Annotated in this window: 11 protein-coding genes; 8 read left to right on the top strand and 3 right to left on the bottom strand. The window is 40.4% G+C overall.

From position 1 onward, the window contains the following. Nucleotides 1-13: 13 nt before the first annotated feature. A complete protein-coding gene (locus tag GSQ84_RS09345; RefSeq protein ID WP_158796959.1) occupies nucleotides 14-2,077 on the bottom strand; it encodes a TonB-dependent receptor in 2,064 nt (687 codons plus the stop codon). A 357-nt stretch (nucleotides 2,078-2,434) separates the two neighbouring features. Between GSQ84_RS09345 and GSQ84_RS09340 the strand changes: the two genes are divergently transcribed. Both GSQ84_RS09340 and GSQ84_RS09335 read left to right on the top strand, forming a co-directional pair. Continuing rightward, entirely contained in the window at nucleotides 2,435-3,595 is a 1,161-nt protein-coding gene (locus GSQ84_RS09340; protein WP_158796958.1) for an acyltransferase family protein, read from the top strand. Nucleotides 3,596-3,606: 11 nt separating this feature from the next. Then, on the top strand, nucleotides 3,607-5,802 hold the full coding sequence (locus tag GSQ84_RS09335; RefSeq protein ID WP_158796957.1) for a beta-N-acetylhexosaminidase: 2,196 nt from the start codon (nucleotides 3,607-3,609) through the stop codon (nucleotides 5,800-5,802). Nucleotides 5,803-5,873: 71 nt separating this feature from the next. Here GSQ84_RS09335 and GSQ84_RS09330 read toward each other — a convergent pair whose 3' ends face one another. Then, nucleotides 5,874-7,109 (bottom strand): isocitrate dehydrogenase (NADP(+)), encoded by a 1,236-nt coding sequence (locus GSQ84_RS09330; protein WP_158796956.1) that lies wholly within the window; start codon nucleotides 7,107-7,109, stop codon nucleotides 5,874-5,876. Between the two features lie 129 nt (nucleotides 7,110-7,238). On the opposite strand from GSQ84_RS09330, the gene GSQ84_RS09325 reads away from it, so the two are divergent. Then, nucleotides 7,239-7,661 carry a hypothetical protein gene (locus tag GSQ84_RS09325; protein WP_158796955.1) on the top strand — a complete coding sequence of 141 codons (423 nt, stop codon included), beginning with the start codon at nucleotides 7,239-7,241 and terminating at the stop codon, nucleotides 7,659-7,661. Here the strand turns inward: GSQ84_RS09325 and GSQ84_RS09320 are convergent. Then, entirely contained in the window at nucleotides 7,658-9,541 is a 1,884-nt protein-coding gene (locus GSQ84_RS09320; protein ID WP_158796954.1) for a DNA polymerase III subunit gamma/tau, read from the bottom strand. The two genes, GSQ84_RS09325 and GSQ84_RS09320, sit on opposite strands and share 4 nt — an antisense overlap. 249 nt (nucleotides 9,542-9,790) lie before the next feature. Between GSQ84_RS09320 and GSQ84_RS09315 the strand changes: the two genes are divergently transcribed. The 5 genes from GSQ84_RS09315 (at nucleotide 9,791) to rpsR (ending at nucleotide 13,610) form a co-directional block, all read left to right on the top strand. Further along, nucleotides 9,791-11,041, top strand: coding sequence for a hypothetical protein (locus GSQ84_RS09315; RefSeq protein ID WP_158796953.1), 1,251 nt, complete (start codon nucleotides 9,791-9,793; stop codon nucleotides 11,039-11,041). Nucleotides 11,042-11,150: 109 nt separating this feature from the next. After that, entirely contained in the window at nucleotides 11,151-12,044 is an 894-nt protein-coding gene (locus GSQ84_RS09310; protein WP_158796952.1) for a hypothetical protein, read from the top strand. A gap of 98 nt (nucleotides 12,045-12,142) precedes the next feature. Then, nucleotides 12,143-12,883 carry a ThuA domain-containing protein gene (locus tag GSQ84_RS09305; protein ID WP_254070813.1) on the top strand — a complete coding sequence of 247 codons (741 nt, stop codon included), beginning with the start codon at nucleotides 12,143-12,145 and terminating at the stop codon, nucleotides 12,881-12,883. 101 nt (nucleotides 12,884-12,984) lie between these two features. Beyond that, nucleotides 12,985-13,347, top strand: coding sequence for a 30S ribosomal protein S6 (gene rpsF / locus GSQ84_RS09300; protein WP_090555213.1), 363 nt, complete (start codon nucleotides 12,985-12,987; stop codon nucleotides 13,345-13,347). Continuing rightward, nucleotides 13,347-13,610 (top strand): 30S ribosomal protein S18, encoded by a 264-nt coding sequence (gene rpsR / locus GSQ84_RS09295; protein WP_008244392.1) that lies wholly within the window; start codon nucleotides 13,347-13,349, stop codon nucleotides 13,608-13,610. Before rpsF ends, rpsR begins: the two co-directional genes overlap by 1 nt. Nucleotides 13,611-13,620: the final 10 nt, after the last annotated feature.

Below are 13,620 nucleotides of genomic sequence, written 5' to 3'. Positions count from 1 at the left end.
GATCTATTGTGATTTATAAATGGAGACTTAAACCAGCATAATAATTCCTGGTTGCGGCCGCATTGAAATACCGGCCTCCAACAGCATTTAAATCATTGCCCAGGCTGTATTTCTGGTTGAGTAAATTATCTACACCTGCATAAATTTCTACAGGAACTTTGCCGAGCTTTATACTTCTGCAGCCAACTTTGCCCGAAACCAGATGATATTTTGGTGCATAAACTGTATTTGCGTCTGTCAGGGGTAATTTAGAAGTGTAATTGTGCTGGGCAAATACATAAAATCCTTTTGGCAATTGAAACTCCAGTCCGGTGACTACGATGGCTTTAGGCACGCCCGTAAGATCGTTACCTGACAGGTTTACGCCGTTACTGAAGTAATCGTCAAATTTAAAATGACTTAATGTATAAGCATTGGTTAGTAACAGTCCCCTGATGAATTGCGCATGGTTCTGACGGATGATCCAGGCAGACAGGGATGTTTCCAGCCCCCACTGTTTAGTGGCGCCCGCATTGACAAAATATTGTGTCTCATCGGGATTCATTCTGCTGACAATGGTGTTTTTCTGGTTAAAATAAAATCCTGTAAGGTCAATAAATACCCGGCTGTCGGCAGTTTTAAACCGTAAACCTGTTTCATAATTCCATCCGGTTTCTGGCTGTAAATTAACGTTGATTACATTATCTGTAGCCCTGATCTCTGCCAGCGTAGGCGGCGAATAACCTCTGCTTACGGATGCCCGTACGGATAAATCAGGAGTGAACAGATAGGAGAGCGCAGCTCTCGGCATAAACTGGGTATCAAAACTTCTGGTCTGTTCAGCAATGACTACAGGGTAAGAACTCTTGTAATGGTATTTATAAAGGTTTCCACTGGCTGATATTTCCAATAGCAGTTTATTAAAAAGATCAACGTTTACATTGGCGAAGCCGAAGTTAGTAGCTGCTTTAAGTTTATCAGAAGATTGTGGTGCTCCAGGAACCCCTTTATTATTATCTGTATTGATGTCGTCAGTTGAAGTAGTACCGCTTTCCACACCCAGGTTAAATTTCCAGTTCACGTCATCAGCTTTTTTTTCATATTCTACATAAGAGCGTAATCCAAGGGTAAACTCCATCCTATGCTCATAATTGGTGATGAAAGGGTTTTTGAAATCGGTATAAGAAGTAAATACCGATAACACATGTTTAAAATTGGGGCTGATCTGCCAGGTATTTGTTAAACCGCCAAAAACCGTTTTGGTATAAATAGCAGCCTGTTGTGTAATGGCACTTGGAATAGCCCCTGTAGCTGATGCAGGTCTGGATAAAGATGGGTCCAGCGCATACTGTGCAGCAGTAAGCCCGCCTGGTGTCTGATAAAATAGATCAGAATAAAATACCAGTGCTTTCAGGCTGGCTGCAGGGTTATAATCCCATTGCTGATCAAGCTGTATGTACTTACGGCTCATGGCACTGTGATCGCGGTAACCATCACTCCTCTGGTACGACTCTGTAAAGTTAAACTGATAGTCTTTCCATCGTTTCCCTAAAACTACATTTTCGCGGAACAACCCAAAAGAACCTCCACTGATATCTGCACCTAATCTGGTACTGTCAGGAGCGAGTTCTGGGGTGTTGATCAGCACCACCCCTCCAGAGTTTGCACCATAGATGCTGCTCTGAGGCCCCTTTAATACTTCCACATTTCCTACTGATGAAATGTCCAGTTCATTCAGATAAGTATCGCCGCTTGCATCTGTAATAGGGAGGTCGTCGAAATATACCTTTACATCCCTTACGCCAAAAGGAGAACGCAAAAGGCTTCCTCTCAGTGATAACCGGTAACTCCCCGGAGAACGTTCTTCCATGCGTACACCCGGTATCGTATTCATCGAAGAAACGAGAGAGCTGTTGGGTTGCAAATCCAGGATAGCCTGGTTTAAAATACCCACAGATCCGGTTGATCGCAGTAAAGGAAGTGAAGAAAAATAGGGCCTGATCACTACTTCATTTAATTTTTTTGTGGTATCCTGGCGAACTTGTGCATATCCGGAACAGGCGGCTATCACCAATATTAGGGTAGAAATTTTCTTCATCTATTCCCTTTACTTAAAAGGGTTTTAGTAGCTTCGGCAGGACCGTTAAGGGTTGTTATACCGTAATATTTTTTTGTCATTTGGTGAGGCTGTATTTTTTAACAAGGTAGTAAAAAGGAGATGGGTATAAAATATACTTTATGTAACTTTTAGCACTGCTATTCTCTTTATAGTAAACCTTGGGTGCAGCTTATAAAAAATCCGTTTGGAGAGGCCTGGAGCATACCAGAATAGCTATTAGAATATATTACACTTTATAAAAGAAAGATAGATAAAATCTTATCTTAGTAGGGCTTATAATTAACTGCAGGCTATTTTTTAACTATTATCATCAAAAAAAGCATTTTAACATCGTCTATGGAAGCTACACTAACACAAGAAAGCGTAAAAGGGGCCAAGGCTGCCAAGGGACCGCGTCTGTTGTCTCTTGATTTTTTCAGGGGATTTACGGTTGCCGCTATGATCCTGGTCAATAATCCGGGGAGCTGGAGCCATATTTATGCCCCGCTGGAACATTCTGTATGGAATGGCTGTACACCCACAGATCTGGTTTTTCCATTTTTCTTATTTATGGTAGGCGTGTCTATTGTTTATGCGATGGAAAATAAAAAAAGCGATCCTGCCCTTCACGGTACGCTCATTTTATCTGCCTTACGCAGGATGGTGCTTATATTTCTGGTTGGTATGTGCCTCTCCCTGATTTCACACTTTGATTTTGTTCACCTGAGAATCCCGGGGGTGTTGTCGCGCATTGCCATTGTATTTGGTATCAGTGCTATAATTTATATCAAAACAACCACAAGAACACAGGTATACCTTATCCTGATTTTACTGATTGGATATTATATATTAATGAACTTTGTACCGGTACCCGGTTTTGGCCGGCCTAACCTGGATCCGGAGACTAACCTGGGTGCCTGGCTGGACAGACTTGTATTTACAGAGAACCATTTATGGAGAAGCTCCAAAACATGGGATCCTGAAGGTTTGTTAGGTACACTACCGGCTGTTGGAACTTGTTTATTGGGTATCCTGACAGGTACCTGGTTAAAAATGGGTAAACTAAAGACCCGCAAAGACCTGACGATGTTATTAAGTACTGGTGTTGTGCTGATCATTTTGGCCCAGATATGGAACATTTTCTTTCCTATTAACAAAGCATTATGGTCCAGTTCTTTTGTGCTGTTAACAGCAGGTCTGGCGATCATCATTCTTTCATTATCCTATTGGATCATCGATATTAAAGGATACCATCGTCTTATTCCACCATTTATCGCTTTTGGACGTAACGCCATCACTGCCTATGTAATTGCTGGTGTGCTGCCTACAGTATTGTCATTGATTCCGGCAACGGTAAACGGTCAGCGTTCCAATATCTGGGCTTATGTAAATGAAGCGCTACTGGTTCCGCATTTATCTCCAAACAATGCTTCCCTTGCTTCGGCCATACTTATTGTGCTGCTTATTTTTATTCCTATCTGGTGGATGTACAAGAAAAAAATCATTGTTAAAATATGAAGGCCTGTAAAATGAAACGTTTAGTAGCTTTACTCAGTCTGGTCTTTCTGTATATTAACACTGCTTCTGCTCAGCTGGCAATTATTCCACAGCCCCTTCATGTCACTGCTGCCAAAGGTGCTTTTGTACTAAAAGGTCAGGGCGTGATCGGTGTCGATCAGGAAAGTGAAGCTGTTGGAAGATATCTTCAGCGCTATTTGCTGGATACCTATGCCCTGGTTTTTAAAGTGAATGTCTACCAGCATATTCCCTTGCATACAGCGATTAAATTGATCAGTAATAAAAGTTCAGCAGAAGGCGCTTATACCTTGTCGGTAAATTCTGGTGGAATTACTATTGGTGGTAATGGAGCCGGGGTATTTTACGGTGTCCAGTCACTTTTGCAATTGATGCCGCAGGGCAGGGGTATGCTCTTTCGGGTTCCAGCCTGTACCGTAGAGGACCAGCCAAGGTTCAACTGGCGCGGACTAAGCCTCGATGTGAGCCGGCATTTTTTTACGGTCGCTGAAGTAGAAAAATATATCGACGTGATGGCGCATTACAAACTGAATGTTTTTCACTGGCATTTAACAGATGATGAAGGCTGGCGTATTCAAATCGATAAATATCCAAAACTGACGGAAGTAGGATCTAAAATCAGTTACTGGGCAAAACAAGGGAAATTCAGGAAGCTGGATAACCTGGTTGATGACGGCAGGGATGGTTTTTATACCAAGGCAGATATCCGTGAGGTGATCAAATATGCCAAAGACCGTTACATCACTATACTGCCGGAGATCGAAATGCCGGGACATAGTGAAGCAGCTATATTTGCTTATCCGGAGTTGGGCTGCCAGGATTCTACAGGTGCAAAAAACCGGGTAAGGATGTATGATCCCAGTGAACATACTTTCCAGTTTCTGGAAGATGTACTCTCAGAAGTAATAGAACTTTTTCCAAATGACTATATCCATATTGGAGGAGACGAAGCTGAAATGGACGACTGGCTGCATAGCCCTACTGCTGTAGCACTGATGAAAAAAGAACACCTTAAAAACGTAAGGGAAATTCAAAGTTATTTTATCAAAAGAATTGAAAAATTCCTGCTTTCCAAAAACAAAAAGCTGGTAGGATGGGACGAAATCCTGGAAGGGGGATTGGCAGAATCTGCAACAGTGATGAGCTGGCGTGGTGAAGAAGGAGGATTGGCGGCTGCAAGAATGCATCACCCTGTGGTGATGACCCCATTGCCTTATATGTACTTTGATGCGCCGCAGGCTAAAGTAGCTACGGAACCTATAGGCTGGAACCCGCCGGTATACTGGCAGATGGTTTACCAGTACGAACCGGTCTCTGCATCGCTTGCCGCCAATGAAACCAGTTATATTCTGGGGGCGCAAGGTAATATCTGGACAGAAAAAGTTCCTAATTTACAGCATCTGGAATATATGGTTTATCCCAGGGCACTGGCCGTTGCAGAACTCACCTGGACAGCAAAGGAAAATAAGAATATCGACAGGTTTGAACAGAGTATGTACGGGCAGTATAACTTTTTTAAACTCTGGAACCTAAATGCCCGGCTGCCAAACGTACAGGGAATGGAAGATCTGGTAACTAATAAAGATAACATTGGGATCGTTTTAAAGCATCCTCTAAAAGATGCCCGTATACAATATACACTGGACGGTACGCGGCCAGATACGAAGATGGCCTCAAAGCCTTTCCCTCTTGTTATACAAGCTGCGGTAAAAGATAGTCTCCTGATCTCTGCTGATGTAAGCCTGCAAGGTACAGAACAGCATATATTCCAAACGGCCCTGGTTAAACAGGTAACGGTTAATCCTTCTACTGTTGAAGCGGCCGGCTTAAAACCAGGCTTAAATCTTACGGAAGAAAAAGCCATGCTGGGTAATCCGGCTAAAGGAATCAAAGCAGTCAGTGCAGGCACATACCTTAACGGTTACCTTAAGATCAGTACGGAAGGGGACTACAGGATTTCCACCGATTTTGAAATCAGCCCTGCAGTTGATCTGGATAAGCAGGTGATCATCAGCCAGAATAAAAATAAATATGTAGCGCCCCAGTCGGCACTTTTACACCTGAAGATTGGATATTATCAGCTGCGTGGATATTATCCGGTTAATGACAAAAATAAAGGACAAACCTTACTGGTTATCAAAAACGCGGAGGGAAAACTATTGGATACTGCGGTGAGTTTGTTTCATTAACACAAGAACATAAAAAAAACCGCCTCATTTATACATGAGGCGGTTCATCTTGATCAGATCAATCAGGTGGATTAACCTAATCTTGCCTGTAAGTTTTCGTCAATTGCTGCCAAAAACTCTTCAGTGTATAAGTAATCTTTACCATGTTCCACTTTATTGCCGTGGATACAAACTGCAAGATCTTTAGTCATTTTTCCGCTTTCAACAGTTTCGATACAAACCTGCTCTAAAGTATGGCAGAAATTGATCAGCTCCTGGTTGTTGTCTAAAACACCACGGAATTCTAATCCTCTTGTCCATGCAAAGATAGATGCGATAGGGTTAGTAGAAGTTGGTTTTCCAGCCTGGTGATCACGGTAGTGACGTGTAACGGTACCATGTGCAGCTTCAGCTTCCATAGTTTTTCCGTCTGGTGTAATCAGCACTGAGGTCATCAATCCTAATGAACCAAAACCTTGTGCAACAGTATCAGACTGTACATCACCATCATAGTTTTTACAAGCCCACACAAAATTACCATTCCATTTCAACGCAGAAGCAACCATGTCATCGATCAAACGGTGCTCATAAGTGATACCTGCTTCTTTGAATTTAGCTACGAAATCATTTTCATAGATCTCCTGGAAGATATCTTTGAAACGACCATCGTATTTTTTAAGGATGGTGTTTTTTGTAGACAAGTATAAAGGCCATTTTTTGTTCAATGCCTGGTTAAAACAAGCATGTGCAAAACCACGGATACTTTCGTCAGTGTTGTACATTGCTAAAGCAACGCCATCACCCTGGAAGTTATATACATCAAAAGACTGAACTTCACTTCCATCTTCAGGAGTGAATGAAATAGTCAGTTTACCTTTTCCTTTAGTTACGAAATCCGTAGCACGGTACTGATCGCCAAAAGCATGACGGCCGATACATATTGGAGCAGTCCAGTTTGGTACCAAACGGGGAACATTGCCCATTACAATTGGCTCACGGAAAACAGTCCCATCAAGGATATTACGGATGGTTCCGTTTGGTGATCTCCACATTTGTTTCAAACCAAACTCTTTTACGCGTTCTTCATCAGGAGTGATGGTAGCGCATTTGATACCTACACCATATTTTTTGATGGCTTCAGCAGAATCTATAGTTACCTGGTCGTTAGTTTCATCACGATATTCTATACCAAGATCATAATATTTAATATCAAGATCAAGGTAAGGTAAAATCAGTTTATCCTTAATGAATTTCCAGATGATGCGGGTCATTTCATCACCATCTAACTCTACAACTGGCTGGGCTACTTTAATTTTTTGTACAGACATATTATGAATTCAATTTTTACTTATTAAAAAAACAAATATATAAAATTTGGCTTTACCGCCTCATTTTCGCGTAAATTACAAAAACAAATAAAGATTAAGTAACGTTATACTGACATAAAACATAAGGTCATGAGTACGAACGAAAATAATACAGGCGAAGATAAGAGGGCAACAGATAAAATCCACGGTACAAACCTTGGAGAAACCAAAGATTTCAACGATCTGACCTTCAATAAAGACAAAGATAGTTACGAGCTGGATGTAAAAGGTAAGGACAAGGATTATGATCATCCGCTTCCTTACGAAACTACAGCTGCAGATGGCGGTGACGATAATTCTGATTATGATGAAGCCAATCCTTATATAGGTGATGAGTATGCCAATAAAAAAGATAAGGCTGATGCCGATCTTGATGATCTGGGCATGCATGTTGACGATGGAGAAATTGTAGAGCTGGATGCCGAAGATGAATTTTTATCGAGGACACCAGAAGATGAACGTACTGATCTCGATGAAGAAGGTTATCCAATCAACGACAGCCCCAAGGCTTAAGGCAACAGATCCAGGTTGAAGCGTTTACGGAGATCTTCCAGCTTAGGGTTTTTTTCTACAAGGTAATGGTATCTTTCAATACTGGTATACAACCGGTTTTCAATTTTATTTTCCACCTTCCTGGTTACAATCCCTACGTCAAAATTTTTCAGCCTGGTTCTTAAAAAGTTAAGAAACTCTACCTGTTCATTTTGCAGGATACTTTCCTGAGCCAGGTTAGTGATCAGTACCGTAATCTCAGTCGGTTTGGTGAGCTCAGGCTCATTGGTGGTCAGGATGGTATATAAATTGATCTTATTCTCCTCTTTGGTCTTTTGTATATACTCTTTCCACAAGACCATCAGTTCATCATGGGTAAAAGGTTCTTTGTCCTCTCCAAACACATACTTAGGTTCTTTATCGTCAATTCCGCCTTCGGCATTCAATGGTCCGGTGAGTGATGGAATGGATGTTCCGCCCGTGATTGTACCGGGAGTAGAAGGTTTTAGTACAATCTTATTGGCAGAACTTAAATTCGGAGTAGCCACAATACGATCGTTATTTGTAACGGGGATTTGCGGCAGGGTGATGGTCTTAGGCAGATCTGTTAGCGAAATATCCGGGATCGTGATCACTGGTGTGACAACCCTTGCAGCTGTCTGGACAAAACCTGATGATGGCGGTGGTAAGGGTTCCGGTCTGTCGGCTGCAGGTGCCTCTTCAGTTTTTACACTAGTTTTTTTTTTAGTCTGATCTGTGTCAGTTGCTGGTGTAGAAGCTATATGGGGTAATTGTGCGAGTTGCAGTACCGATGGGATATGGCACATTTTGATGAGCGCCAGCTCTACCTGTAAGCGCTGGTTTTTACTGTTTTTATAAGTGAGGTCACACTGATTGGCTAAATTCAACGCGGTGAGGATAAAAGATACATCCGTTTCCCTGCTTTGTGCAATATACTTTTGTTTGATGTTCTCACTTACTTCCAGCAGTTTCACCGTTTGGGGATCTTTACCTACCAGTAAATTTCTGAGGTGACTCGCCAGGCCATTGATGAAATTATTTCCGTCAAAACCATTATTCAGGATTTCGTCAAACAAAACCAAGGCCTGACTCACATCAGCACTGGTCAGGTATTGTGTTAACCTGAAATAATAATCGTAATCCAGGATATTCAGGTTATCTATAACAGACTTGTAGGTCAGGTTCTTATTGGTATAACTGACAATCTGGTCGAACATAGATAATGCATCGCGCAAACCTCCATCAGCCTTTTGGGCAATAATATGCAGTCCGTCGGCCTCCACATTGATATTTTCGCGGATAGCGATTTTATTCAGGAGCCCTGAAATATCCTCTACCTGTATCCTGTTAAAATCAAAGATCTGACAGCGGGAAAGGATAGTGGGTAATATCTTATGTTTTTCTGTCGTGGCCAGAATAAATATCGCATAAGATGGCGGTTCTTCCAGTGTTTTCAGGAATGCATTAAAAGCATTTGCAGAAAGCATGTGCACCTCGTCAATGATATAGATTTTATACTTTCCGGCCTGTGGCGGGATACGCACTTGTTCAATCAGGCTGCGGATATCATCCACTGAATTGTTTGAAGCTGCATCCAGTTCATGAAAATTGAAGGAATGCCCTGTTTGGAAAGAAACACAGGATTCGCAAACTCCGCAGGCTTCAATTTCATTCGTCAGATTGGTGCAGTTGATAGTTTTTGCCAGGATCCGCGCACAGGTAGTCTTTCCTACTCCTCTCGGACCGCAAAAAAGGAAAGCTTGCGCCAGCTGATTGTTCTTAATCGCATTTTTTAAAGTCCCCGTAATGTGCTGTTGCCCCACAACGGTTTCAAACGCTGCTGGACGGTACTTACGGGCGGAGACAATAAAATTTTCCATTACAATGCGAAATTATAAAATTTTTACGGAGCAGAGGGATTTGTGGGAAAATAATATGTTTGATATAAAAAGTTATATTAAAGGACGAACGATGGACTATTTGTTATGTGTATGATTATGTTTACTATAGTTACGCCAGTTGTTTTATTGATAAATTTAATATTTCTGAAGGTTAAAATCGTTCCAATAGATAAATTTATCTAAATAATTCATACTTTCGAAGCTCACGCTCTAATCAAATATTCATTCATGAAACGCTTTCTCGTGTTTTTATTGTTATCGGCTCCCGTATTGGCTGTCGCTCAGTCAAACTATATCAAAGGATATATCGTAACATCTTCTAAAGATACCTTAAAAGGATACATTGATTATAAGGAACGGGGAGTTAATCCCGTTTCATTTAGTTTTAAATCCGATCTGAAAGATAAACCCAGGGTCGTTGAATTAAAGGATTGTTCTGCATTTGCTATTGGCGATATCGATGCATACGAGAAATACACAGTAGACATCAGTATGAGTACTACAGATATTTCAAACCTGTCAACTGGTCTGGATTCAAGTTCCAGGAAGGACATTGTATTTTTAAAGGTACTGCAGAAAGGCCAAAATGTAAGTCTGTTCTCTTACAGGGATCATCTGAAAACAAGGTATTATCTGAAAGATAGAGAAGATGCTGTGCCCTATGAACTAAGCAGGCAGGTTTTTTATGACCGTGAACATGCGGGTGTTATTGTGACGACTGATAAATACAAGAGGCAAATATTGATGGTGCTAAGAAAGTTTAACATCAATTCATTACCTGTTGAAAGAAAATTGGAATCCTTGAATTACAGGGATAATGATTTAAGTGATATTGTAGCGCTAATTAACCACAAAAAGGCAGTTCAGTCGAAATATTCAAAGGCCCGCTTCTTTGCCGGAGCAGGATTAAGTATAAACAAGACAAAGTACACCGGGCAAAATGATCTTGCCGGCCCGGGAGCGACTAACAAAAAGTCTTATTCCCCAATTTTAACAGGCGGTATAGATCTGTTTGGGAACCCAGCTATTGGAAAACTGATTCTAAGATTGCAGGTGTCCCTTCAAATGGCCAAAAGCGAAGTATCTGCAACAACAACCCATACTGATAAACCATTTGTAGACGCTTCTTTTACTCAATATCTTGCTACATTTTCTCCCCAAATCATCTACAATATTTATAATACCAACTCCCTTAAATTCTTTATTGGTGGGGGATTTGATTTGAATTTACCAAGTTATAGCAAGAATGAATATTTTAGTCTTACTTCTTTTGGACAAAAAAATTACAGGGATGATTACGAGACCTTTTCTTCTTTAAACTTGTCTATTCCATTCTCCGCCGGTGTAGTGCTCCATAAAAATGTTGAACTGTCAATTGGATATACGGTTCCTTTTAATATTACGAATAATGGCAATAGCTATGAAATTCAAATGCAAAAGTATAAAGTTGGGGTAAGTTATCTTTTTGGTAAGCATTAAGATATTTTAATTAATTCAGAATTGGGATTGTTTTAATTTACTTTGCATGATCTTATTCGCGGTGAATAAGATCATGCAATCTTAAATACCTATCCTATCAATATACCCAATGAAAAAAATCAGTATCCTATTCTTCTTAATCTCCATAACAACGGTAGTTCGGTCTCAATCTATCAGTCAAACCTTAAAAGCACTGGATTTGCCTTATTATAAATTCAATGAGAAACCTGCTGCCGGTCAGATAGGGATGCGCAGAAACAGCTATGATGCAATTCCTGTACCTTTAGAAAATAACAACTTATTTGCCGCTGCCTATTTATACTATGATGATTTGAATGAACTGAGCAGGGTAAGTTATGAGATGAAAAAGAATAAGACGAAGAAAAACGGGCCTGATATCATCAAATTATTAAGGGAAAACTTTGGTACAGAGGTTAAAGCAGTAGTAGATGATCATGTGCTTTCCACAACTTATTACTTTGTAAACGATAATGAAAAGGCCACATTCAGATTTTCTTCCGGTATAATGGGATCCAGTTTGGATGTGACGGAATTGAATAATTATAAACTCAAAGAGGTGTATAGTGAATCTAAGAAAACTACAACCATCTCTCCCTTTAATCTGGATGACCAGGTTGTCAGCAATAATAACCTTTCCTATACTATTGATTTTTCAGGAATTATTGAATCCAAAAGTATATTGATCAGTATCAGGTCACATGGCAAAGAATTGAAATATATGAAATCTATTGAGATCACTTTGGAAGATGGAACTGTTACAACCATAGACCTGTCTGCCCAAAATGAGATCTTGAAATCAGTTCGTGTACCGTTGATCATTGAAGTAGGCGTAGCTAATCTTAGTGAAACTTTGTGCAAGGCAATTCTTGAAAGTAAAGTAGTGAAGATAAAAATCACAGGGGAAAAAATAACGGGTGATGTTATCCTGACCCCATCTATGAAAAAAGGACTGGAATTGGTTTATCACAGGATTTATAAGTAACGGTTATCATCATATTAGCACTGGTTAACTATTATGTTACGTGTTGAGCTGGATACGCGAGTTAATTTTTGGTAAATTGTAAAACTAAATATAAACCAATGATGAAACTCAGACATTTAATCAGCAGTGTGATACTGCTGACCGCACTCTTATTCAGTATAACAGTGCAGGCGCAGAAAAGAAAAGTACTTGTTTTTTCAAAAACATCAGGATTCCATCACAAATCCATTCCTGAAGGAATTGCTGCCATTCAGAAACTGGGTGTAGAAAATAACTTTGGCGTAGACAGCACTACAGATTCAACACAGTTTACAACGGCAAATCTGAAACAGTATGCTGCTGTCATCTTTTTAAGCACCACAGGGAATGTGCTAAGTGACGAAGAGCAAAGCGCTTTTGAACATTATATCCAATCAGGGAAGGGTTTTGTGGGGGTGCATGCAGCGGCAGATACAGAATATGGCTGGCCATGGTACGGCAAACTGGTCGGTGCCTATTTCTTAAAACACCCGGAGCAGCAAATGGCTACGCTAAACATCATCGACCGCAAAAGCATTGCAACGAAACATTTGCCTGAAACTTGGGCAAGAAAAGATGAATGGTACAACTATAAAGACATCAGTCCGGATATCAAAGTGCTGATTGAACTGGATGAAAGCACTTATAAAGGTGGCCTGAATGGGGCACACCATCCCATCGCCTGGTACCATGATTATGATGGGGGAAGGTCATTCTACACAGGTTTGGGGCATGTGGAAGAGTCTTATTCAGATCCGCTGTTCCTCAAACACTTACTGGGAGGGATACAATACGCGATGGGTCAAAAGCGAATGGAATAAAAAGCATACAATAATTGGCCGAAGGGTTTGATTTATAGAAATTTATTCCTAAGTTTGCGTCCCCATAGTGATATGGGATTTAACATAAAATAATCATAACAATGAATCAGTACGAAACTGTTATCGTTCTAACCCCGTTGTTGTCAGAAGAAATTGCAAAAGAAGCATTAGCGAAATTTAGCAAAATCATCACTGACAGCGGTGCCGAAATTGTTCAAGAGGACAATTGGGGTTTGAGAAAATTAGCGTATCCGATTGAAAAAAAAGCAAGCGGATTTTTCCACCTTACAGAGTACAAATCTTCAGGTGAATTAATTAACAAATTGGAATTAGAACTAAAACGCGATGAGCGTGTTCTACGTTTCCTGACCATTAGATTAGACCGTCACGCGGTTGCATATAATGAGAAGAAACGCAGTGGTGCTTTTAACAAAAAACCTAAGAAAGAGGAGGCTGCAGCATAATGGCTAAAGATCAGATACAATATGTTACCGCTCCAAAAGTGGACGATAACAGAAAAAAATATTGCCGTTTCAAAAAGAATGGTATTAAATATATCGATTATAAAGACGCAAACTTTTTGTTAAAATTCATCAATGATCAAGGTAAAATCTTACCTCGCCGTTTAACCGGTACATCATTGAAATTTCAACGTAAAGTGGCTCAAGCGGTAAAACGTTCACGCCACATTGGTTTGTTACCTTTCGTTGCTGACCAATTAAAATAGGAGCTGAGAC

The organism is Pedobacter sp. L105, assembly GCF_009765875.1.
Lineage (GTDB): Bacteria > Bacteroidota > Bacteroidia > Sphingobacteriales > Sphingobacteriaceae > Pedobacter.
Note: the sequence above shows the minus strand (reverse complement) of the source record. Positions and strands in the feature narration are given on the sequence as shown.

Bases quoted from the DNA above. Each gene is read 5' to 3' on its own strand.
- GSQ84_RS09320 (WP_158796954.1), bottom strand. From the start codon at position 9,541: ATGGAAAATTTTATTGTCTCCGCCCGTAAGTACCGTCCAGCAGCGTTT.
- GSQ84_RS09310 (WP_158796952.1), top strand. From the start codon at position 11,151: ATGAAAAAAATCAGTATCCTATTCTTCTTAATCTCCATAACAACGGTA.
- GSQ84_RS09305 (WP_254070813.1), top strand. From the start codon at position 12,143: ATGATGAAACTCAGACATTTAATCAGCAGTGTGATACTGCTGACCGCA.
- GSQ84_RS09325 (WP_158796955.1), top strand. From the start codon at position 7,239: ATGAGTACGAACGAAAATAATACAGGCGAAGATAAGAGGGCAACAGAT.
- GSQ84_RS09340 (WP_158796958.1), top strand. From the start codon at position 2,435: ATGGAAGCTACACTAACACAAGAAAGCGTAAAAGGGGCCAAGGCTGCC.
- GSQ84_RS09315 (WP_158796953.1), top strand. From the start codon at position 9,791: ATGAAACGCTTTCTCGTGTTTTTATTGTTATCGGCTCCCGTATTGGCT.
- GSQ84_RS09330 (WP_158796956.1), bottom strand. From the start codon at position 7,109: ATGTCTGTACAAAAAATTAAAGTAGCCCAGCCAGTTGTAGAGTTAGAT.
- GSQ84_RS09335 (WP_158796957.1), top strand. From the start codon at position 3,607: ATGAAACGTTTAGTAGCTTTACTCAGTCTGGTCTTTCTGTATATTAAC.
- rpsR (WP_008244392.1), top strand. From the start codon at position 13,347: ATGGCTAAAGATCAGATACAATATGTTACCGCTCCAAAAGTGGACGAT.
- GSQ84_RS09345 (WP_158796959.1), bottom strand. From the start codon at position 2,077: ATGAAGAAAATTTCTACCCTAATATTGGTGATAGCCGCCTGTTCCGGA.
- rpsF (WP_090555213.1), top strand. From the start codon at position 12,985: ATGAATCAGTACGAAACTGTTATCGTTCTAACCCCGTTGTTGTCAGAA.